Below are 20524 nucleotides of genomic sequence, written 5' to 3'. Positions count from 1 at the left end.
ATTCAGCTGTCCCCGACACGCGGAATAATCCCGCGCACCAAATCGACCATCCCCGAACATCTTTCAGGTGTTGGTCCGTCGATGAGATACGCGGCGATGACACGGTTGAAGTCGATGTAACCCACCTTGGTCTGCAGCAGAACATCGCAACCGGTGGCGGGTGCCTTCGGTCGCGCGATCAGCGCAGCGTGACCATCGATTGTCGTGTCCTCGATCTGTGCGCCGTCTGCGGTGAACTTCGCACGCCCCTCATCCAGGGTTCGGTTGCCCGACAGGATGCCCAAGCTGTACGCCTTGTCTGCGGACTTGAACTCGCAGCCCCGGAATGTGTACTCGGCGTGGATGTCGGTCGAGCGTTTGCGTGAGCGCGAGTCGTATCCGAGATGGCTGATTGTCTCGTCGTCGATCCAGGTACAGGGGTCGAAAGCAACGTCTGGGCGGTTCTGGTTCTGCTGCTTCGGCGGCTGCAGCTCGGGCGCGGTCAACGTCGGGAACGGTGGCCGACCGGCTGTGCTCGCCGCGGTCGAGCCAGATCCCGAGGCTGTCATGGCGGGGGAGCTCGACACTGGGTTGCCGTCCCCTGACGAAGTGCATCCGGCTGCTGTCAACACGCTCAAGACCAGAAGCGAGGCAGTCGAGAAGCGGCGAAAACTCTTGGTTTGCAACGCTTTTGCGACTGTCATGCGGGATCCTCGAGTTGGCTGGCTGCGACTTTGATCGCTGCTCGGTTCGCGGCGTCGGCTTGTTCGAGTTGCTTCCCGGCTACCAGGTAGGCCGCTTTGTAGCGCAGGACCGTTTCCTGGAATGCGGTCAACGTTTCGATGTACTCGCGCCCTTTGGCGCTGAACCCCTTGGCTAGCGCATGCCCTGAGGGGAGATCGGGGAAACCCGTCACGTTGTTGAGAAGCGAGGCGGCCATGATCTCGTCTTGCAACCCTGCCGCCAGCTTGTCGCAGGAGGCCGCGAGGCGGGTAGCGCCTTCTGCTGGCATCTCGAACGTGCCAGCGGTGGCCGCGTCGTAGGCCGCTTGGGCGTTCTTCTGCCCCTTGTCCGGTAGCGCCATGACCGTACATCCCCTCCGGTCTCGACAGCCGGGCATTACTAACCCGGCTTCGGTCCGAAAAGCGTATCAGTGCGCGTGTGCCGGCATTGGGTACTGACCTTCCGCCTGGCTTGACCTTGTACTTGTCTCTCGTGCTCAGCGGAGCAGCAACGGGACCACGACGTTCGCGACCTCGATCGCGCGGTCGTGTGGAGCGACACGGCTTCGTGGGTCCAATCGCAGCACCACGATGCTGAACGAGCCCAAAATCGAGGGGAAGGTCAGGTTGCACTGGTCGCCGGTTCTGTCGGACCCCGGGCGGTATCGCAGGCCGTTGCGGTCCGCGATCGTGACAGGTAGAAACTCGGTTCCCGCTTCCTTGCGGGTGAAGTCGTCGACTGTGTAGACCTGCGACCACACGTCGACCGAGTAAGTCCGCGGCTGGTCGTGACCGCCGCATCGTCTGAACCCTTCGATCCGGTCGATACCGCCGATGTCGGAGCTGAGTGTGCCCGGATCGACGCCGATCTGCCGCCAGACTTCCTCGCCGATCAGGCAGGGATCCCACAAGTCATCCAAGGGTGCACTGCCCGCGCCTACGACGGCTGCGATGGTTTCCGCTTTGTCCTGCATGCCGCGCCTCCTGTACCGCCAGCTAGGCCAGCGGCTCTGCGGAACTTTAGGTAGAAATAATGGTTCCTACATGCCCTTTGTATCGCATGCGATACATTCGCGCTACCGTACATACGTCGTGCTGTGCAGCGAGCTCACGAGATCGGTCAGGTCAGGCGTGCGATGATGCGGCCATGCCGGTGCCAGAAGCCTCGCTGTCTCCACAGCAGAGGAGGGTGCGCAAGATGAGGCGGGACGCTGTCGGCGGTGCTATTCGTCGCGCCCGTGAGTTGGCCGGGATGACGCGAGATGATCTGGCCAAGGTCTCCGGTGTATCGCAACCCGCTCTTGCTCGCATCGAGTTGGGAACCAGCAGCGTCCAGATCGATCGGCTGTGGGATCTCGCCGAGGCATTGTCCACTACGCCGTCGGTACTCCTGGCCGACGCCGAGAAGCACCTGTCACCGACCGCAACAACTGGCCGCGGCTGACTTCTGATTGACGACTTCACGCTGCCGCCCGGAGAGTACGGACGCGGCGTGTACACATAAGCGGGAAAGGATGTTCGTTGGTCAGAGGTGGCGGCGGCCGCCGCCTCGGCTGGCATCTGTACTGGTGGATGCCCCGACGTCATGCTTTTAGCCGAATGCTCCCGACAGCCCGCAGAGGTGGCCGGGAGCATCAACGCCTAGCTGGCCGGGCTCTCGCCCTCCGCCAGCAGCTTCTTTTCCATCAAGTCCACGATGGTGTTGAGCATGTCGGTGGTTCGCTGGACGACCGACTCGAACGCCTGCAGATTCGTCATGCCGTCGATTCCGAGGGCCACGCGCGTTTTCCGAGCCTCCGATCCGGCGAAGTGCGCGACACCGCCGCTGGACCGGAAGTCATACAGCTGCCGAAGGATCGCGGTGCAGTTGCTGTCATCGCCCAACACCTCGGTGAAGCGCTGTAGCAGGCCCATCGATCGTTCATTCTCCCTTGCGCCGCCGAGGTACGTCTTCAACGGCTTCGGGTCGATGCCGTCGATCATCGCGATCACAAGCAAGAGGAGGGACTTGCCGAGTGACGTCGAGTCCTCGTTCAGCGGGCCGATCATCGACTCCCACTCGGCAAGCTGGTCGTCTCGCAGTGCGCGCCAGATGGGTTTGCCGAGTAGCTGTTCCGAGACTCCGGCCGCGCGCTGACGCGCCCGCCGGAGATCGCCCGGGATGTCCTTGGAGCTCGCCGACTGGTTCAGGATGTCCCGCCTGAAGCGCCCTTCCTCCATGTGCCCCTCGGGCGGAACGTTGTGGGCCAGCCAGTGGTTCCACTCTTCGGACGGCAGCCGCTGGCCGATATCACCCAGGTAGACCTCGACCAGGCCAACTGTATTGAAGCCGATATCGACACCCCACAGGTTGTCGCAACTCAGGTGGGTTGCCGTGATTCGGTAGGCCGTCGGCTCGGCTGCATACGGCGCCAGTACTGCACGGTTGAAGTAGATCGGTGTCAGGTAGTGCGGACGACTGCCGTCGGGGTCAAAGTACGTCCCGAGTTGCTCGGGGTCACAGGTATGCCTGATCGGAGCGTACGAGTCGGGATCCACGTCGTAAATGAACGAGGGGTAGTCGACGTCCTCGCGATCGAACTGCTCAAACCGCGGCACGCGGGGACCACGTCGGCCAGTGAGGATGTACTGGCCCAACGCCCGGGAGCAAGACGGACGACTCAGCAATCCGCCGGAGGCCACGCCGAAGTGCAAGTGCGCCCACTCGTTTCGGAACGTATCGGAAACCCGTTCGAATCCGTCCTGATCTGAGTACCGAACCAGATCTAGCTGGAGGATGGCGCTTTTCCCCACTGCGGCGAGGTACTGGCGGAATTCGAGTACCCGAACCTCAACCTTCCAGCGATCTTTCGCTACGTCGTAGTGGATCAGGTCATGCTTCCGACCAGCCTGATCGGCATATTCCCAGCTGGTCGCGGTCGGATACGCATCCCAGTACCACAGGAACGGCTGGGCGATCTCGACCAGCGGCGTCGGCGCTCCTTGCGGCTGCCGGACCTGCGCGAAGAACTCCATGTCGACACCCTTCCGGGTTTCAGCGAGGCCAGAACCGAACCCCTCAGTGCCTGACCCGTCCGACCACACCTCGAACTGCCCGAGGCCGCGCCCGACCCAGCCGGTGTCGTCCAGTGCCGGCTCAGCGTGGGCCGGAACAATCAGGACACACCTGCGTCCGTCCCGAATATCTCCACTGACAGTGAGTTCTTCGATCGTCAGCCACCCGGACGGCTGGATCGTAATCGTTCGCAGAGCATCATTTGGCCATAGTTCCGCCGGGAACTCGGCGACCGGCTTCGGCCAGAGGTCAGCCAGGGTGTTGTTCAGGGGCGGGGTCGTATATCCGGGGATCGACGGCATGCTCACCAGATCAGCGTATGCCGGTGCACCCCATGGTGATCCTGGCGGCGATGAGCGATCTGAGAGGTTTGGACACGGCGTCTTGTGTGGTGAACGCGTTGTTCTCGGTGTCCGGTCGCGTCCAGGGCAGTCGCGTTCGAATTCTGGGATCATCGCCGCCCGCAGGTCGGCGACGTCGATGATCATCCACCACCGGTGATCGCTAACTCGTGCAGTATGCCGTGCCCTGGACGAACGCCGCCAGATCCTTGCGAACATCGACGACTAAATTGATTGCAGGACAGAATGTTTCGATAGTTGGCTATTGATTCCGGTGGCGGCTGTTCAGTTGCGTCACGGCTGTGGCTGCGGAGAGCTGTCCTTTGGCTTGATCGAGTTCGAGTGATAGTTCGGCAGCGATCTTGCGTAGTGCTGCGGTGATGCCGCGTTCGGTTGTGAGTTCGTATGTGAGCTTGTCGTTTTTGCCATGCAATGCCCTGTTCTCGTCAGCGAGCTCCTGCATCGCTGCAGGGGTCGCGTCCTGGGCTTTAGCCCTGGCCTTGAACAAATCGACGAGACCGGGGTGTTCGTAGACGACGTCACGGCGAAGCCCGGATTCGGCGATGAGTTCGCTGATGGTGAGTTTCCCCGACGCCGATCGTAAGGGGGTGCCGGCCAGAAGCCGGTCGGTAGCCGCGTTGATCGCTGAGGCTTCGGCGGTGCGGTCGCGAGGGGTCCGTGCCATCAGCTGCCTTCCGCTGCCCTGGTTGGCCGGATGTCGCGGCGGTGGTCGTGGCGGTCGATGATCACGCGTGCACGCGTAGCCAGTGCCGCGGCCCGGTCCCGCAGGGGTGCCGGTGCCAGTGGGTCCGCGGCAGCGGCTTCCCACTGCTGCGCGTTCTTTCGTTGCTGATCGATGTCGCGGTCGGTGAACGCCAGATTCAGGCAGTTCGAACGGCATTCGGACTCATCGGGCTGGTCCTCGGCGGCCAGCCCGGCCTCGAGCTTTGCTTGTCGGCAGGCTGCGGTCTCGGCCCGCCAGACGCAGGTTATGCCGTCGCCGTGGTGAATGTTGGGATCCGCTTTGGCGAGAAGCCGTTCGACGTTGCGGATGTTGGTGGTGACTCGACCGGCGAAACGGGCGCTGCGCTCGATGCGCTCGCGGTAATAACGCGCGGACGGTCCAGAGACGTGCTCGCCGTCAGCGAGAAGGGCAGTGTCGTCATCGATTTGTTCGAGCACCATCTCCAGCCGCTCGACGGACAGGTCGTCCATCCATGACATGTCCGCCCTGCCTGCGTAATTCATGGTGACTTTGGTGCTGACGTGCCCATATTGCAATGCCGCGGCAATGAGACCTCGTGGTCGGCGGACGATGAAATAGGCGAGGCTGCGCCGGAAACGAGAGGTATGTAGATGTTTGGTCGGGTCAGGCGGGATCGGCAGGCTGCCGTCGACGGGTCGGAATGTCGAGTTCACCCAGGCCACAAAGTCTCTGAGGTCCAGGAGCATCATCGCTGCGGATCTGGCATTGTGCTGGTTGGGGCGGACCGCATGAGGGTGATGCGGGCTTGCCGGAAACAGCAGCGGATACTCGCCGAGGTTTTCGAGCATGGCTATGGCTGTGTGAACGGGCTCGACGACTACCCAGGGACGATCCTGGGGATCGTCGTCGGGTGCGAGGGGATTACGGTCGAAGCCTTTACCGCGGCGGCCGACGATCAGCAGTTCGCCGGTTTCTGGATCACGGTCTCGGCAGCCGCGGACCAGGTTGAGAGCCTCTCCCGGGCGTAGTCCGGATAGGTAGCAAACGATGGTGAAGCAGGCGGCATACAGCAACCGCACCAGGGTCGGCAGTTCCGCGACGCTGATCGGACGGCTCCGCCATGGCTGTCCGTCGATGTGCCCGGTGATCGTGCCGATGTAGGTGTCGTCGGCGACCGGAAGTCCCGATTGCTCGATCATTCGTTTCTGACGCTTCGACAATCCTCCGCGCTTGTCGTCCGGGACGCCGACCAGGCGTAGGACCGCACCGAAATTCAACCCGCCGTCGAGCTTGCCAGGCAGCGAGCCGCCTGTAGCGCGCAACCGATCAAGGAAGGTCGGAAGTCGTGAGCCGAGTGTGCCCACGTAGACGGCTTGCGAGGAGTGGGTTCCCTCGTCGAGTTGGCGATGTTCGATCCAAGCGTCGCTGATATCGGGTCCGAGGACTTCGACCATGCGCAGGGCCCAGGCAAGCAGCGCCTCCATGGTGTCGGGGTGGATGCGCGGGGTCTTGTTTTCGAACCCGGTGCCGAGGCGGGCGACTAGGTCCTTGTCGGAGACGCCGGCCCAGGGATAGTTGGCGCGTGGGCGTGCAGGTTTGGGGATGTGCTCGCGGAAAAGCCAGAACGTGCGGACAACTTGGAGCAGGTCGGCCTTGCGGTCTTCTCGGCGCGCCAGAGCGTGAATGTGAGTTCGGTAAGTGTCCAGATCGCCGTCGGTGACGTCGCCGAGGTGGGTGATGCCGCGATCGACGAGCCAAACCGCGAAGACGCGCAGATCACCGAACCAGTAGGACACGGTCTTGACGCTGGCGCGCTCCCCCGGTCGTCGGGCACCCGGACCTGGTGGATAGTCATGATTCAGGGCAGCGAGGAAAAATGCCTTGAAGGTTGTCACCATCTGGTCTGGGTATCGTGTCCAGCGTAGCGGGGAGACGTTTAGGTGAGCGTCGGGATGTGCCGGTTTGATGTGCCAGATGGCATCGCTGAACCGCGACAGTGACGCTTGGTGGGTCCCGGCCCGAACGGTTCGGTTGTGTAGTACCACCGTGTCGTCGGCTGGCCATTCGTCGTCAGATTCGACCGCCAGGTTGTGGACGTGGGTCACCGCAGATCGAACCTTCCGTTGATGAGGTCATCGATGAGGTGCAGCTGGGCCGCGGTGAGGTCGCGGCGTGCCCGGTGGTGTTCAGCCGGTGTGTAGTGGCGCAGGATGTCGTGGAGGCCGTCGAGCGCATCCTGGTAGCGGTGAGTCCAGGTGTCGGGGTCCATGTGTGCCCGTAGGGCGTCGATTCGGTCCTTGACGGTGATCTGAATGGGTAGTTGATGTGGCAACGCGCGAGCGTTTTCGCAGTTAAGGCAGTTAAGAAATGAAGCGGGGCACGGTTCTCCGGGTTCTGTGTACGGGCCAGCGCGGTGGTCGATGCAGGCAGCCAGGGCGGTATCTTGCTCACCGGTGATCAGGCTGCGCAGAGTCTGCGGGCTCACTCCGGCTTCGCTGGATGCGCTGGTGAGGTCATTTTCCGCGCGAGCGAGGAATTCTGCGGTGAGCACTGTGCCGCCTTGCCGCTGGCGGGCTTTGTCGACCTGGTCGCGTAATGCTGCGCCGACGATGACACGGCTGTCGGCCTGAACTGTTCGGCTCGGTCGCAGATAACTGTCGTTCATGGTTTGGCGGGTGTGTGCGACGGGGCGGCGTCGGCGTTCGATCACCGTCAGTCGCATCCGGACGACATTGATTGCTGGTTTGCCTTCTCGCCCATCGTGTTTCGCCGTTGGAAAGCCACGGTTATGCGCCCAGCGCGCGACGTCTTTGGCGTTGGCTGCCTGCGGCCATCGGTGTCCCCAGCGGCCAGGAGTGGGGATGTAGGCGGTGATTGCCGTGCTGTGCCCGCCGTGGCGGCGTGTCAGTTCGGTAAGGTCGAGCAGCAGCCGGTAGACGCGCAGAGGTGACCGAAACAGTCGATGCTCTGTTTCATCGTCTTCGAGCACATCCGCCAAACCTGGCGGGAGGTCTTCCAAAGCGGTGATCATGTGTTCACGGTCGGGACCGCGTCGCGGTTTACTCGTTTCTAGCAAGGCGATGCCGTGCTCGGTGTGGGTGCCATCGCCGCGGTGGTGAACTGCCGGCCACGAAGCCACCGTGCCGAAGTTCTCCCCGGTGAGCGCGGTGAGCAGCAGCGCGAATGCGGTCGCCTCACCCTGAGTCAGACAAAGGTTGGAGACCACCTGGCCGAGCCCACCTAGGCGTGCGACTATCGCGACGCAATGACCGGATGGCGCCCGGGGTAGATCCCCAGTGCGGTCGAAGAAATCCAGTAACCGACCCAGTTCAGCCTCGCGACCGCTCGTTGTGCCGCAACGGAAGCCGTCGAGCAGGGCGCGCCCGGCCCGGATCCGATTCCGCGCTGTCCGAACATCCCTACGCAAGGCTGTCGTGATCAGCTGCCATGCAGCGTCGTCGTAGGGCGCACGGGTAGTGGATGCGGGGACGGGAACGCGAGCAGCTAGCAGCGCCGCTCGTGCGGCTGGCGGCAATTCCGGATCGTGCCTGAACGTGGTGCGCAACCGCTTGAGGTATTCGTGCTGCGACGGTATGTCGGCGTAACGGTCGACGAACACCTGGATATGCGCAGCCGTCAATTCCAGGGGACCTCGCGGCCGGGGCTGGGAGTCGGTTAACGACGCCGCGAACTGCTGAAGCGTGGCGTAGCGTCCTTCCGCGCTCTTCACACGTTTCACCGCCGAGCGAGCGCCGATCTCACGCGCGAATATCCGCGCCAGCCACCGCTGTATGCCAGGTTCGACGGGCAAGCCGGAAAAGTCGAATGTCTTTGTGCGTCCGCCAGATTCCTCGACGAACCGCACCGACGTTCCGTCGCAGCCATCCAGCAATCGTTGCGGCGGCCGCCAGTTCGGATCCGGAAGCGCGGCTCGCCGCCCCGCCCTCACCGGATGCCACCGGAAGGCGGGGAAGGCGCCACTCCCGTGACGACCCTGCCGCTGTCTTCGGCGACCGCACGTACCAGCGCATCGACAGCGGTCTGTTCGTCCTCGTCCAGCAACGACATCAGATAGTCGACCTGGAGCCCGGTGAATGGCTCGAGATAATAGTCGCGGGTCACCGACGGGCTCGCGTGACCCATCAAGGTCGCCAGCTGATACCAGATATCGCCGAGTTCCTCGCGCAGATCCTTCAACTCGTCGGTGGTGAACCCCTTCACCTTCTGTTCCCAGACCAGCGACAAGACCGAAAACCATTTCAGGCAGAAGGAATGTCGCAGCATATGGGGCCGGGCCCAGAGCGGGCATGGCATTCTGGCCCGATCACCACCATGGTTCGGGTCGCTGACGTGCCAGGCCCGCGTTACCCGGGTATTGGCGTGGTCGAACGTGTCCTCCCAACCGTGAACCTTTTTCGGCAATCCGTTCGGCGCCAACCACACTGCCAGCGGTTCCAGCCCCGCCGGTGTCGTACGGAACAGCTTGCGGCGCTCGTCGGGGCCGACCACATCTAGCGACAGCAACTCCGAACTAGCAGTTCCTTCGATATGCAGCGTCCTGCTGGGCAGGTTGTAGCCGGTGACCACGCGGATTCCGGGCAGTCGGTCGTAGCGACCGGACCGCTGTGCTCGCCGAATCACCTCAGCCCGCGACCCCTCTACCGGATCCAGACAGGCGTTCACCGCGGCGAGCGCTCGCCGCGGAATCCGGTAGACCCGTCCTTCGCGGCCGCCCTTGATGCACGCTGCCGACAACCACATTCGAGCACTGCGCCCACTCTCTGACACAGGTATCTCGACGTCGAGGATGCTGGCCCATTCCCGCAACCGCAGACCCGTCCCGTACAGGCCGTCAACGAACGCGACATCACGGTCCTCGTTGAACCCCTGCCAGCCCGTGCGCCGTAAACCATCGAATCCGTAACCGCGCAAACCGATGTTGCGCCACTGCTCAAACGCCGGTCGAAGCAACCACTTCACCTGACGCCGCGACGCGCCCGCTGGCCGCAGCGGATCGCGTCCACCGAAGCCGGAACCACCACCGACATGGCCGTGCTGTCGAGGCCCAGTACGCCGTACTCGTATCGTCGGCACCGGATTAAAAACGCCGTAGCGAGCCGACGCCCACTCATAGAAGCAGTTCAGCGCGGCGCGGTCAGCGTCGAAACTGCTGGCCTGGACCCGGCCCTCATTGCGCGCATCGGTCAACCGCCAGTCCTTGAACGCCTCCACATCGCCAATGGTCGCCTCATCCCAGCACCGGCCGAACACCCCCAAGAAGTCCAGCCACACCGCCAATGAGTACGCGTACCGCCGCCACGTCGTAACCGCCGCTCCTGCCATAGCTCCGGTCCTGAAGAACAAGTTGATTCGCGAATCCGGCCGAGTTCCCGCCGACGGCGACAGGATCGGCGTGCCGTGCCTCGCCCCGTTGCGCGCGGCGCGCTCGTGCAGACCGCCAAACCACTCCAGCTCTGAAAAATCAACCGTAGGAGAAGAATCGAAGAAGTTGTAGAAGTCCACCGACCAACGTGTTGAGCCACTCACTGAGACCCCCGAACACTAGTTTGTGTCATACATGAACCGACAGCTGAAGGAAGCCTAGAGAACCAGGGGCAAGATGGAACTCGGCGAGTATTGTCGCCTGCCTGTCGCAGAGTATTCAGCCGTATCGACACTTGCGGGACGGACGTACCAGCCTTCGAGGACGCGGGCGCTGCTGTTGATCGGCGGCTGCTCCCGATTTTCTGTCGGTGGCCCGTGCCAGGGTGAACGGGTGATCACGAACGGCGAGTGCGCAACCGACCGCTACCCCACCGCGGTCGCGCTGTGGCCGGATACAACCGTGGTCAACGCGGACCTTCTCGCCGCGAAAGCGCTCGTCTACGACCCCTGCGGGTTCGCTTGCACGCGCCCGATTCCCGAAGCAGAGAGCGCCGCGTACGCCGCCCACTCCTTCACCGTCGACGGCCGCTCGATCCGATTTCGTGTGGCCAAGTCGACGCCCACCAAGGTCGGTCAGTTCGTCACCGTGTGGAAGAGGTCGGCGGGCGGGCACATCGAGCCCTTCGACGTCACCGACCCGGTAGATCTCTTCGTCATCAGCACTCGCGACCGAGACCAGTTGGGCCAGTTCATCTTTCCCGTCGACGTGCTCCGTGAACGCGGGGTCGTATCGGTGGATGGTTCCGCTGGCAAGCGAGCGTTCCGCGTCTATCCACCGTGGGTGGGCACCACCAACCGCCAGGCCGCAAGTGCGCAAGTGCGCAAGCCTGGCAACTGGACCACTTCTTACATCTGCGGCGCGATGGACCGATCGACACCGCTCGTGCCCGAATGCTCTACCGCCGGTAGGCGATCCACGTAGACCGGACTACCAGGGCAATGCGCCAGTGGCGTCGAAGTAGCCACCGGTGGGGCCGTCGGGGTTCAGCTGTGCCATCCGGACGATGATCTCCGCTCCCTCCTCGACGGTCTGAGTTCCCGCGTGCCCGTTCAGGTCCGTCGCGGTGTAGCCGGGCTCAACCGCATTGATTCGCATGTTCGGGAACGCTTTGGCGTACTGCACGGTGATCATGTTGACCGCGGCCTTCGACGCGGGATAGGCGACTCCCGGGTAGGCGTACGCGGGCGTGTCCGGGGTGGTGACGTTGGCCAGTGAGGCCAGGCCGCTGCTGACATTGACCACGACGGGCGCGGAAGATCGTTGCAGCAGTGGCAGGAAAGCGTGGGTCACGCGGACCACGCCGAAGACGTTCGTATCGAATATCGGCTGCATGATGTCGACGGTCACCGCGGCGGCGCCGATCTCGTCGCTGTCCCTGGTTTGCCCTTCGAGGCCCGAGATACCCGCGTTGTTTGATCAGCACGTCCAGTCCTCCACCGGCCTCGATGGTTTTCACCGCCGCCGGGGACGCCGCCGCCGAGACGAACGCGAAGTAGCCCTGCATTTGTGAGAATTTGTGAGATACAGCAGCGAGTGATGGGCTGTGGGCGCACGCCGACGGCACCTGAAAGCAGAATGACCGTCCTGGCGAACCGGGCCGGTCATTCTTTGCGGTGCAACTCATGAGTGTGGTCGCGGCGCACGCCAAATTTACGCTGGTCAAGACTCGGTGAAACCCTGTACGGCCGGACCGCACGGTCGTAGCGTGGGCTTATGAGTGTGGTTGGTGCCGAACGGCTGAAGAATGCCCGGAAACGGGCCAACTTGACGCAACGACAGCTGGCGGAGGCGTCTGGTGTCTCGCTGTCGCAGGTCAAGAAGATCGAAGCGGGCAGGTACACGCCACGCCTGGAAACGCTGCGTGCGTTCGCCGTCGCAATGGATATGCGCACATCGAAACTGCAAGATGAGCCTGACTTCCAGGTGCCGGATACCGACACCGAAAACCAGTGGGCACCGGTATGGCCAGCACTCTCCGGCAAAATCTCGCAGCCCGACGAACCGGCGACTGTCGAGGGTGTGCAGTCGGTGTTGGACAGCGTGCAGGCGATGATCAGTGCCGACCGCTACGCCGAAGTAACTGCGCTGCTGCCCGACTTGATTCGAGATGCCGACAGCCTCCAAGGTGGCGAGCGCGCACGTGCTGTGCGGTTCCGGGTGCTGAATCTGGTGGGATCACTGTTGGCACAGACTCGCCAATTCGAAGCGGCGGACGTCGTCTTGGACCGTGCGCTCGACACCGCCGAGAACGGCGTCGAGGCTGCCACTGTCACCGATACCCGGCTGTGGGCCGTACTGCGGCAGGGGCGGTTGGAAGACGCGCGAAACTTGGCGATCGGAGTGGCCGACAACATCGAACCGCGATTCAGCCGGGCCAGCCTGTCCACCGTTGCGATGTGGGGACGCCTCTGGCTGAAGGTGGCCAACGCCGCCGTGCGGGACAACCAGCCCGGTGAAGCTGACGAGGCGATGTCGATGGCACGTGCCGCCGCTTACCGCATCGGGCGCGACATTTATGTTGAACGCCTGCTCGGTCGAACATTCGGGCCGCTCGAGGTCGGATACATCACCGGCGAGATGCACGTCATCGCAGGTGAACCCGAGCTCACGCTAGCGGGTGCCAGGCAGTTGCCGCCGCCGATGCTCGAGCCAACGGGGTCGAGCAGGATGCGGCACCGACTCGATCTGGCGAATGCACACGTTCAACTCGGCAACTACGGCGATGCACTCCAAGAGATGCGGAGAGTGCAAGCTAAGGCACCGGAATGGCTTGTGCAGCAACGTTATTCGCGAGACATCCTTGGCTCGATGATCAGCAAACGCCGGTCACTGACGCGGGAGATGCGGGATATGGCCACGGCGATCCGGCTCGATTACTAGGAATTCAATTCGTCCCAGGAATGTCCCTTCCGGTCCGCCATCGCCGGAAGGGACATTGTTTTGCCTGGTAGGACGATGTGACGCTGGTTCCCAGCACGCGGCGGGCGGTGAGAAATTCACCCTTTTGGTCATCGGTCGGCCCGGTCGCCGGGTGCCTCCGCCGACGACAGGGGCAACGATGTCGCTCTCCCGAACACAGCTCGCGGTGTTGTCCGCATTGGCCGTCCTGGAACCCGCGCAGGCGCGTTCGGTGCGGCAGCTGTCCGAGGAAACGGGCTTGGCGGCGTCGACGGTGCGCGCCGCGCTCAACGCGCACTCGTACATGGGATGGGCGCTCAGCTCCCGCAGGAGCCCGGCGAACTGGCGAATCACCGCACTCGGTCGGGCGGTGCTCAGCGCGCCCCGATACCGCGATGTCCTGTCGCACCGCAGCAGGAGGTGAGCAGCGATGCGACACCGCTTGTTCCCCCGGAGCCGGACCATCGAGCCCCCGGACAGCCCTCCGGGTGGCTCTGGCTCCGCTACGACGACGGCACGTGGGCTGCTGTCAACGCGTACGGCATTCCGGGGAAGCCGTTCAAACCGAACTTCGATGCCGTCCATGACGATGTGCCCCTGCACCGGAGCTGGCAGTTGTGGGCGTGGCGGTGATGGCGCGCATGACCAACGGGTGGGTGTTCGTCCTAGTGTTGATTGCGGTGCTCGGTGCGTGCATTTTGGTTTATGCCGCCATCGTCTGCTGGCCGCAACGGATACCGAAAGACCAGAGTGTCAACGGCATTCGCGAACGTATTGAAGACGAGGAGCGACAGAAGCGGAGGTGTGATCGTGGATGACGACGCCGGGACACATGGGGTCTCATGCATGCCTCGAGGCGACCGGTGACGACTTCAGCTCGACGGCATCCCATTAGGCGGGCATAGCGCACGTGCGCAACGGCAAGATCGCCCCCAACGCTGCCACCCCGGTCCGGACACGGTCCTCTAGCAGAGTCGGCAAAGGACCCGAGTACGAACTCAGGCCCGAACAGCCCGGCGTGGCGAACCGAAACGATGGTACGGCGTGGCTCGATGGGCTGGGTATGCGTACCGACCTCACCTGCGGTGAGCGGCGGCAAGCCGTACGACGGCTGGTCGCCGTGTGTCATCTGCTGAATCAGCTCGTCGAACTGGCGGAAGACGGCTCGTCGGAGCCGTTGATCGCGCTGGCGCACACGACCCGCCGACTATTACAGGATCTCGTCCTCGACATGGTCGCGACCACTTACACCAGCCACTGACGAACCACACCTGGACGCGTGCGCCGAAATTGCTTCGGCGCGCCGACAATCCAGACGGGCGACCAAGCCGAACGTAGATGTGTAGGCATCGACGTTTCGGAATGAGGTCACCATCGGCACACATCTGCCCGGAAGTCACGGAACACCGGGGGCAGTGATTCCGGGTACAACGAGGCACTCGCGTCGAGATCGGTTGCGCAGCAGTCCATGACCGCGCGCGCAACCGCGGGATTCGCGCAGCGTTTGCGGTGTCGCGATGACACCATGGGGCTATCATTTAGTTAATCGTTCGGGGTACCGGGGGTCGGGTGGTAGCCGAGAGCGGCTCGGCGAGTCATGACAAGGCAGGGGTTGAGTGGCCACGATCGCGCAATTGAGGGCAATTCTCGCGGTGCTGCATATCGACCCAGGCGATACCGATGTCCTCGCGCACAACGACACCGCGGTCGAACGCGCCAAGCTGGCCGCGTTGCTGCAGCGGGTCTTCAGCAGCGAGTTGCGCAGCGCGGTCACCAACGCGCCGGATCAGAACGAGCTGGCTCGCCGCTGGACCGCGGCAAGCACCCAGCCCGCGCTGCATGGCGAGAACGCCACCGAACAGGCCCATTTCGACGCGCACTGGCTACACAACCGGATCGACGCGCTGGCCCCGCGCGACACCTCCGACCAGGCGCCGGTGCTACTCGACGCCGCCGCGCGCGCCGCCGAGGCGGCCCAGGTGCTGCTCTCACTGAGCAGCGGCAACCCGCACGGCGACGGCACCGAATCGCTCTGGCAGACCGCACTCGACGACCTGGCGTCCGCGTTTCACCTGATCAACGACGAACACAACGCGATCACCCAGCCGATCGAATAACTGAGCTCAGCTCCAATAACTGAGCCCAGCTCCAATAACTGAGCTCAGCTCCGGCCGACCTTGCTGTGGTTGAGCCGGAATTTGAACAGCGCGACCAGTCCGCCCGCCACGCCGACGGCGATCAGGATCAGACACGGCTTGACGATGTCGCTGAACCCTGCACCGTGCAGGATGACGTCCTGATAGCCCTTCAACGCCCAGTACTGCGGGGTGTACGGCGACAACGCGCGCGCCCAGGCGGGCAGCGTGTCGCGCGGGGTGATCGTGCCGGCGAGCCCGCCGATGGCCAGCGAACCCACCTGCGCCATGATCGAGAGCTGATCGATGGTGCGGCACAACGAGACAAGAGCAATGCCGAAACCCCAGGTGGCCGCAAGCAGGGAGGCTGTGAGCGGCAGCAGAAGCCAGCTCGAGCCCTTGCTGTGCAGGTCCCACAACGTGAACACGGCCAACCACAGAATGGACACCTGAGCGACCGAAAACAGCACTGACGGGAACGACTTCCCGATGATGACCTCGATCGCCCGTACCGGAGCTGCTCGAATCCGCTGCCAGGTTCCCCACTCGTGTTCGCGGAAGAACGACGCACCGAGCAAGGTGGTGATGAAGAACGCGAACATCACGATCGTGCCCGGCCCGGACTGCTCGACACCGCTCGCGTTGAAGTATCCGGTCAGCCGCAGCTGTGCTCGGTTCGCCGGTGTCAGGAACGCGATCATGCCGATCGGCAGCACCGTAAGAACAATGAGCTGAGCCGGGTCCGACCGAATACGGCGGAGATCCGCCCAGGACAGCGCGCGTACTCGATCAACAGCAGAATCATGCAACAGCATCTTGGATCCCTTCCACGGGCCGGTCGTCCTGCGCCGCGCGCATGATCGCCAAGTACGCGTTCTCCAGGTTGGGGTGATGGATCTCCGCCGCGAGCAGTTGATCGGTGTCGGTATCCAACGTGGCGAACAACTGAGCGAGCAGTTGCCCCGGCACGTTGGTAGGAATGTTCAACCGCTTCGACTCCAGCACGGCGGCACCGGGTGCGGCGAGGAATCCGCCGAGGCTCGCGGGGATGGCGGCCGAGAACTCCAGGCTCACCGCGGACTGTGCGTACTGCTCCACCAGATCCGAGGCGTTACCCTCCGCCAGGATCCGGCCTTGGTGCAGCACGACCACCCGCGCGTCGAGCACCTCCAGTTCGGGCAGATAGTGCGTCGCGTACACGACGGCGGCACCGTGGTCGGCGAGGTTGCGGACCTCTACCAACAGATCCTGCCTGGCCGAGACGTCGGCGCCGACGGTCGGCTCATCGAGCCACAACACATCCGGTTCGTGCAGCAGTGCCATCGCGGTGTGCAGCCTGCGCTGCTGACCGCCGGAGAGCTGGTGCGCCCTGGTCTTCAGGAAGGGCGTGACACCGAGCCGGTCCGCCACCTCGTCGATGCGCGCGACCAGATCTTTGCGCCCGACGCCCATCAGCCGACCGAAGAAGGTCAGGTTCTCCAGCGCGGTGAGCGTGGGATTTACGCCGAGTTCCTGCGGCGCGAATCCCAGCTTGCGCCGCGCCTGGCGCGGGTCGCTCGCGACGTCGATGCCATCGATGCGCACCGTTCCGGAATCGGCCGGTGTCAGGCCCGCGACGATCGACGCCGTGGTGGTCTTGCCCGCGCCGTTGGGTCCGAGCAGCCCGACGATCTCGCCCGGCTGCACGATCAGATCGATCCCGGTGAGGACCTGTTTCTTACCGTACGACTTGTTCAGGTCGGAGATCTCCAGCATCCCGCACCTCCTCACTCAGAATTGGCCATGGTGCGCCCCATCCGGCGGCGCCGAGCACCGAAACTTCCCCGGCGACAGCGGCTTCCGCGGAGAACGCGTTGACGATGTCGGCGGCGACCGGCGCGATGGGGTTGCTCACGGCACGTCCGCCCGGCGTGTTCGTCAGGTCGGTCCAGAGCCGCGGTGGCCGCACCACCACGACGTTCCAGGGATGGTGTCGCGCAACGTATTCCGCGAGACCCTCGACGGCCGCCTTGGCCGCCGCGTAGTGCGGCCACCAGCGGGGCGGCGCGAGCACCGCCTCCGAGGAGATCATCACCACCGTCGCGCCTTTGCGTAGGCGAGGCACGCACACCGACAGCGGGGCGAAGACCAGCCGGGTGCTCGCCGCCATGAACTGTGCGGCGGTCTCGACCGCGTCCGGTGCCAAAGGCAGGGTCGGAATCGCCGGTGCGGCAAGCAGAACCACGCCGTCCAGCTGTCCTTCCGGCAGTGCCGCTCCCAATGCCCAACCGTCGCTGGCATCGGCGAGCACCGGCCACAACCGATCTCGGTACGCGTGCGAGGCGGCCGCCAGTACCTCGGGTGCGCGGGTGCAGCTCACCAGCACGCGCGCGCCCTGGCTGGCCAAACCCAGTGATACCGCGGCGCCGAGGCCACGGCTGCCGCCGACGACCAGGATGGTCTGTCCGGCAAGCGCTTCCGAAGGCGGCAGGACCGCGGCCAGTTCGGCAGGATCCGGGCCGGGCACCGACTCCCTGATCAAACTCTGCACGGTGACATCGGCGCTGGCACCGCAGCGCATGCCCGCGCGCAAGGTGACCAGACCGGATCGCCGGTCCACCTCGGGCTCGTTGGTCTCGAATTCCACCGCGCCGGAACCGGATCCGTGCAACACGACGGTGCACGCGACGAGCAATGCATCCCGGCCGGGCGTGCACATCCCGGTCCAGTAGCTTGCCCAACCGAGCACTGCCGCAACATGTTCGGGAACACGTCCGCCGATGACCCGCGATACCAGACCCGCGATCAGTGGATAGTCCACCGAGTAGGACCCGCTCTCCTGACCGGGCGCCTGCGCGGAATCTCCGGCCACATCGGCCAATCCGAGCACCCGCGGCGCGTCACGACGCGGCTGGTCCTCCGCGGCGGGCCCGCACCACGGCAGCACCGAGCCGAGCCGGCACCGGATGCCGACCACCTCGATACCGCCGAAGCTGACCCGCCCGCGGGCCTCACTCTCCGACACCGTCCAGTCGACCTCGTAACGTCGACCCGGAATCGTGGGCTGCCGGAACGTCGCCCGGATATCGCGCACCGCCATCGGGTCGGTCGTCTCGGCCAACGCCGCCAAAGCGAGCGTGACCACCAGTGCGCCATGCGCGACCGGCCTGCCGTAGGGCGATCGATGGCCGAAGTCGTTGTCCACGTGCAGCGGATTGCGATCGCCGACCGCGGCGGCGTAGGTCGCCACGTCCGTATCCGTAACCCGGAAGACCCGTGAGTTCATGACACCCGCTCCTGCCGTGCGGCCACCACGGAGGCGGCGATCTCGGCGAGCGACGGTTCGGAGGTGAGTGTGCTCTCCGGAAGTTCCACCGCGAAGGCGCGTTCCACCGCGTAGACGAGGCGCACCTGGGCGAGTGAATCCCAGGTGTCCATGTCGGCGCGGACGGTGTCGGGGCCGTGCGCGGCCGGCTCGCCGACCACCTCGGCGAACAGCTCGAGCAGCTGCTCCATCACATCAGTAGCCATGTTGCATCTGCGCCTCTCGCACATGCGGGCTGCGCGCGAGTGCGCCGCCCGAAAGGTCGTAACCGAATACCGACCCCTGTTCTGACTCCGCTTCGAGTGCGAAGCCGTGCCCGGGGTACAGATCGCGCACCAGCGCGTTGCGGGCGGTCGGGAGATACCGGCCCACCAATCGCGAACTACCCTGTGCCAGCGCCCATTCGGCGGTGGCGGCCAGGAGATTGTTTTCCGCGTTCCGGCCGATCACCCGGCAGCTGAGCAGCAGGGTGTCGATCTCGACGGTGCCGCCGAGGTCTTCGGCCAGCAGCACGCCGACGATGCCGTGGTCGGCGAATCGGTCCCGCAGGCGCAGGGTGGCCGCGAACCATTGCGGGTCCTCGGCCATCTTCCGGACCTGGGTCTGGGTGTGCCTGCGGGTGGTCAGGTTGAACTGGTTGGTCTTGGCGATCAGCTGCGCGGCCCGGTCGAGGGTGGTGCTGTTGATCGGCTCGATGGTAGCCACCATCTCCAGGCCCGCGAGGAACTCGTCCAGGTTGTCCGTCGCGGTCCGCTCGGCGGCAGCCAGCGCCTGGTACGAGCGCTGCCTGGTGAAGTCCTCGCTGGACAGCGAACCCGGATGCAGCCAGGGCAGTGCCGCCAGTTCGGTGGCGAACTTCGCGGGCGAGGCGGGCAGGCAGAGCGCGCGCACCTCGGGATGCGCGGCGACCACCTGAGCGCATTCGGCCGGGTTGTCGTCCACGAAGGCGAAGCTGTTCAGGCCGAGCCGGATCTTGTCCGAGATCTCCTGGAGCTGTTCGGATTTGGGTCGCCAGTCGGCGACGATGTGGGTGAAGTCCTCGACGCGCAGCACCATGCCCGGCGCCTCGGCGATGGCGCGCAACGCGAGGTCGCGATCGTTCTTGCTGGCCACCGCGAGCAGCACGCCACGCTCGGTCAGTCCGCGCAGGTAACGCTGGAAGTCGGCGAACGCCTCGCCATCCGGACCGGTGCCGACGCGAATACCGTCGATGCCGTCGTCACCGAGGATGCCGCCCCAGAGGGTGCCGTCGAGATCGACCACCACGCAACGCGCGGAGCGGCCACGATCGGCGGCGATCGTGTCGGCGATGGCGGCGGCGAGCCACGGCAGGCTGTCGGGCGCGTACGGCTGACGCACCCGGTACCAGCTGCGCGGGTCTTCCCACTGACGCAGGCCGACCTGAGCGGCGAGCTGCTCGACATCGACGAAAAGCACTCGGCCAGCGGCCTGTTCAGCAAGTCGAGCGTTGATCTCACGCACTCGATACGAGAGCGACTGCGGCGCACGCCAAGCCGCGGGACCGTACGCGTCCACCGCAGGCGGCGCGAAACCTAGCTGGACGACCCGGACACCGGAGCGCGCGGCCGCGTCCCAGAGCCCGACCCACCGGTTGACGGTCTCGTCGACCGTGCCGGTGACGTCGTGATGAGTACCGGCCAGCACCACGTAATCGCCTTCACGGAAGGGCGTTTGGGGCGCGAGCAACACCTGCTCGACCTGACCGAACGGGAACTCCAGGAGCTCCGGCGTCAGACCGGCCCGTGCGCCCGCCAGCGGCAGCAGTTCGGCGAGGAAGTCGGTCGTGTAGGTGGCCAGCAGCGCCATCCGCACCCCGATCCCGGGCACGCCGGGTTCGCGCGCAAGCGTTTTCGCCTGCTGCGTCCACGCCACGTAGCCGTCGGCGGGGGAAAGTTCTACTGCCACATCGGTTGTCAT

Annotated in this window: 21 protein-coding genes; 7 read left to right on the top strand and 14 right to left on the bottom strand. The window is 64.6% G+C overall.

Features of this window, described 5'->3' with window-relative positions; genetic code table 11:
* Positions 1-2: 2 nt before the first annotated feature.
* The 3 genes from ACQPW1_RS21685 to ACQPW1_RS21675 form a co-directional block, all read right to left on the bottom strand.
* Positions 3-683 (bottom strand): DUF3558 domain-containing protein, encoded by a 681-nt coding sequence (locus tag ACQPW1_RS21685; protein ID WP_433661369.1) that lies wholly within the window; start codon positions 681-683, stop codon positions 3-5.
* Positions 680-1063 (bottom strand): hypothetical protein, encoded by a 384-nt coding sequence (locus tag ACQPW1_RS21680; RefSeq protein ID WP_433661370.1) that lies wholly within the window; start codon positions 1061-1063, stop codon positions 680-682. Before ACQPW1_RS21680 ends, ACQPW1_RS21685 begins: the two co-directional genes overlap by 4 nt.
* Positions 1064-1198: 135 nt before the next feature.
* Positions 1199-1675 carry a DUF3558 family protein gene (locus tag ACQPW1_RS21675; protein ID WP_433661371.1) on the bottom strand — a complete coding sequence of 159 codons (477 nt, stop codon included), beginning with the start codon at positions 1673-1675 and terminating at the stop codon, positions 1199-1201.
* A gap of 224 nt (positions 1676-1899) precedes the next feature.
* Between ACQPW1_RS21675 and ACQPW1_RS21670 the strand changes: the two genes are divergently transcribed.
* Complete coding sequence (locus tag ACQPW1_RS21670; protein ID WP_433661372.1) at positions 1900-2145, top strand: helix-turn-helix domain-containing protein; 246 nt, start codon at positions 1900-1902, stop codon at positions 2143-2145.
* A gap of 197 nt (positions 2146-2342) precedes the next feature.
* Here ACQPW1_RS21670 and ACQPW1_RS21665 read toward each other — a convergent pair whose 3' ends face one another.
* From ACQPW1_RS21665 to ACQPW1_RS21645, 5 genes are all read right to left on the bottom strand, one after another.
* Complete coding sequence (locus tag ACQPW1_RS21665) at positions 2343-4244, bottom strand: hypothetical protein (protein ID WP_433661373.1); 1902 nt, start codon at positions 4242-4244, stop codon at positions 2343-2345.
* A 115-nt stretch (positions 4245-4359) separates the two neighbouring features.
* Complete coding sequence (locus ACQPW1_RS21660; protein WP_433661374.1) at positions 4360-4782, bottom strand: hypothetical protein; 423 nt, start codon at positions 4780-4782, stop codon at positions 4360-4362.
* The gene (locus ACQPW1_RS21655; RefSeq protein ID WP_433661375.1) at positions 4782-6701 is read right to left on the bottom strand and encodes a hypothetical protein; all 1920 of its coding nucleotides are present in this window, start codon (positions 6699-6701) and stop codon (positions 4782-4784) included. The genes ACQPW1_RS21660 and ACQPW1_RS21655 overlap by 1 nt, the downstream gene beginning before the upstream one ends.
* Positions 6702-6904: 203 nt before the next feature.
* Complete coding sequence (locus ACQPW1_RS21650) at positions 6905-8443, bottom strand: hypothetical protein (protein WP_433661376.1); 1539 nt, start codon at positions 8441-8443, stop codon at positions 6905-6907.
* Between the two features lie 305 nt (positions 8444-8748).
* Positions 8749-10146, bottom strand: a complete 1398-nt coding sequence (locus tag ACQPW1_RS21645) for a site-specific integrase (protein ID WP_433661377.1) — start codon at positions 10144-10146, stop codon at positions 8749-8751.
* Positions 10147-10579: 433 nt separating this feature from the next.
* Between ACQPW1_RS21645 and ACQPW1_RS21640 the strand changes: the two genes are divergently transcribed.
* Positions 10580-11170 (top strand): MepB family protein, encoded by a 591-nt coding sequence (locus tag ACQPW1_RS21640; RefSeq protein WP_433664518.1) that lies wholly within the window; start codon positions 10580-10582, stop codon positions 11168-11170.
* A gap of 6 nt (positions 11171-11176) precedes the next feature.
* Here the strand turns inward: ACQPW1_RS21640 and ACQPW1_RS21635 are convergent, their stop codons facing one another.
* Positions 11177-11611, bottom strand: a complete 435-nt coding sequence (locus ACQPW1_RS21635; RefSeq protein ID WP_433665299.1) for an SDR family NAD(P)-dependent oxidoreductase — start codon at positions 11609-11611, stop codon at positions 11177-11179.
* Positions 11612-11962: 351 nt separating this feature from the next.
* Between ACQPW1_RS21635 and ACQPW1_RS21630 the strand changes: the two genes are divergently transcribed.
* The 5 genes from ACQPW1_RS21630 (at position 11963) to ACQPW1_RS21610 (ending at position 15264) form a co-directional block, all read left to right on the top strand.
* Positions 11963-13129 (top strand): helix-turn-helix domain-containing protein, encoded by a 1167-nt coding sequence (locus ACQPW1_RS21630; RefSeq protein ID WP_433664517.1) that lies wholly within the window; start codon positions 11963-11965, stop codon positions 13127-13129.
* Between the two features lie 178 nt (positions 13130-13307).
* Positions 13308-13571: a hypothetical protein gene (locus ACQPW1_RS21625; protein WP_433664516.1), complete on the top strand. Its 264-nt coding sequence runs from the start codon at positions 13308-13310 to the stop codon at positions 13569-13571.
* 193 nt (positions 13572-13764) lie between these two features.
* Entirely contained in the window at positions 13765-13965 is a 201-nt protein-coding gene (locus ACQPW1_RS21620; RefSeq protein ID WP_433664515.1) for a hypothetical protein, read from the top strand.
* Positions 13966-14210: 245 nt separating this feature from the next.
* On the top strand, positions 14211-14408 hold the full coding sequence (locus ACQPW1_RS21615) for a hypothetical protein (RefSeq protein WP_433664514.1): 198 nt from the start codon (positions 14211-14213) through the stop codon (positions 14406-14408).
* A gap of 373 nt (positions 14409-14781) precedes the next feature.
* A complete protein-coding gene (locus ACQPW1_RS21610; protein ID WP_433664513.1) occupies positions 14782-15264 on the top strand; it encodes a hypothetical protein in 483 nt (160 codons plus the stop codon).
* Between the two features lie 44 nt (positions 15265-15308).
* On the opposite strand, the gene ACQPW1_RS21605 is transcribed toward ACQPW1_RS21610, so the two are convergent.
* The 5 genes from ACQPW1_RS21605 to ACQPW1_RS21585 are packed head-to-tail and all read right to left on the bottom strand — an operon-like array spanning position 15309 to position 20524.
* Positions 15309-16097 (bottom strand): ABC transporter permease, encoded by a 789-nt coding sequence (locus ACQPW1_RS21605; protein ID WP_433664511.1) that lies wholly within the window; start codon positions 16095-16097, stop codon positions 15309-15311.
* Entirely contained in the window at positions 16084-17037 is a 954-nt protein-coding gene (locus ACQPW1_RS21600) for an ABC transporter ATP-binding protein (protein WP_433664510.1), read from the bottom strand. Before ACQPW1_RS21600 ends, ACQPW1_RS21605 begins: the two co-directional genes overlap by 14 nt.
* The gene (locus ACQPW1_RS21595; protein WP_433664509.1) at positions 17000-18547 is read right to left on the bottom strand and encodes an SDR family NAD(P)-dependent oxidoreductase; all 1548 of its coding nucleotides are present in this window, start codon (positions 18545-18547) and stop codon (positions 17000-17002) included. Before ACQPW1_RS21595 ends, ACQPW1_RS21600 begins: the two co-directional genes overlap by 38 nt.
* Positions 18544-18792: an acyl carrier protein gene (locus ACQPW1_RS21590; RefSeq protein ID WP_433664508.1), complete on the bottom strand. Its 249-nt coding sequence runs from the start codon at positions 18790-18792 to the stop codon at positions 18544-18546. Before ACQPW1_RS21590 ends, ACQPW1_RS21595 begins: the two co-directional genes overlap by 4 nt.
* Positions 18782-20524, bottom strand: coding sequence for an HAD-IIIC family phosphatase (locus ACQPW1_RS21585; RefSeq protein ID WP_433664507.1), 1743 nt, complete (start codon positions 20522-20524; stop codon positions 18782-18784). The genes ACQPW1_RS21590 and ACQPW1_RS21585 overlap by 11 nt, the downstream gene beginning before the upstream one ends.

This window comes from Nocardia sp. CA-128927 (assembly GCF_050955855.1).
In the GTDB taxonomy this organism is placed as follows: Bacteria; Actinomycetota; Actinomycetes; order Mycobacteriales; family Mycobacteriaceae; genus Nocardia.
The sequence above is the reverse complement of the archived record's forward strand: the minus strand, read 5'-3'. Positions and strand labels throughout refer to the sequence as shown.

Excerpts from the sequence above, each read along its gene's own strand:
- ACQPW1_RS21660 (WP_433661374.1), bottom strand. The coding sequence starts at position 4,782 with ATGGCACGGACCCCTCGCGACCGCACCGCCGAAGCCTCAGCGATCAAC.
- ACQPW1_RS21585 (WP_433664507.1), bottom strand. The coding sequence starts at position 20,524 with ATGACAACCGATGTGGCAGTAGAACTTTCCCCCGCCGACGGCTACGTG.
- ACQPW1_RS21680 (WP_433661370.1), bottom strand. The coding sequence starts at position 1,063 with ATGGCGCTACCGGACAAGGGGCAGAAGAACGCCCAAGCGGCCTACGAC.
- ACQPW1_RS21645 (WP_433661377.1), bottom strand. The coding sequence starts at position 10,146 with ATGGCAGGAGCGGCGGTTACGACGTGGCGGCGGTACGCGTACTCATTG.
- ACQPW1_RS21605 (WP_433664511.1), bottom strand. The coding sequence starts at position 16,097 with ATGCTGTTGCATGATTCTGCTGTTGATCGAGTACGCGCGCTGTCCTGG.
- ACQPW1_RS21685 (WP_433661369.1), bottom strand. The coding sequence starts at position 683 with ATGACAGTCGCAAAAGCGTTGCAAACCAAGAGTTTTCGCCGCTTCTCG.
- ACQPW1_RS21615 (WP_433664514.1), top strand. The coding sequence starts at position 14,211 with ATGCGTACCGACCTCACCTGCGGTGAGCGGCGGCAAGCCGTACGACGG.
- ACQPW1_RS21625 (WP_433664516.1), top strand. The coding sequence starts at position 13,308 with ATGTCGCTCTCCCGAACACAGCTCGCGGTGTTGTCCGCATTGGCCGTC.
- ACQPW1_RS21590 (WP_433664508.1), bottom strand. The coding sequence starts at position 18,792 with ATGGCTACTGATGTGATGGAGCAGCTGCTCGAGCTGTTCGCCGAGGTG.
- ACQPW1_RS21595 (WP_433664509.1), bottom strand. The coding sequence starts at position 18,547 with ATGAACTCACGGGTCTTCCGGGTTACGGATACGGACGTGGCGACCTAC.
- ACQPW1_RS21600 (WP_433664510.1), bottom strand. The coding sequence starts at position 17,037 with ATGCTGGAGATCTCCGACCTGAACAAGTCGTACGGTAAGAAACAGGTC.
- ACQPW1_RS21655 (WP_433661375.1), bottom strand. The coding sequence starts at position 6,701 with ATGGTGACAACCTTCAAGGCATTTTTCCTCGCTGCCCTGAATCATGAC.
- ACQPW1_RS21675 (WP_433661371.1), bottom strand. The coding sequence starts at position 1,675 with ATGCAGGACAAAGCGGAAACCATCGCAGCCGTCGTAGGCGCGGGCAGT.
- ACQPW1_RS21665 (WP_433661373.1), bottom strand. The coding sequence starts at position 4,244 with ATGATCATCGACGTCGCCGACCTGCGGGCGGCGATGATCCCAGAATTC.
- ACQPW1_RS21670 (WP_433661372.1), top strand. The coding sequence starts at position 1,900 with ATGAGGCGGGACGCTGTCGGCGGTGCTATTCGTCGCGCCCGTGAGTTG.
- ACQPW1_RS21630 (WP_433664517.1), top strand. The coding sequence starts at position 11,963 with ATGAGTGTGGTTGGTGCCGAACGGCTGAAGAATGCCCGGAAACGGGCC.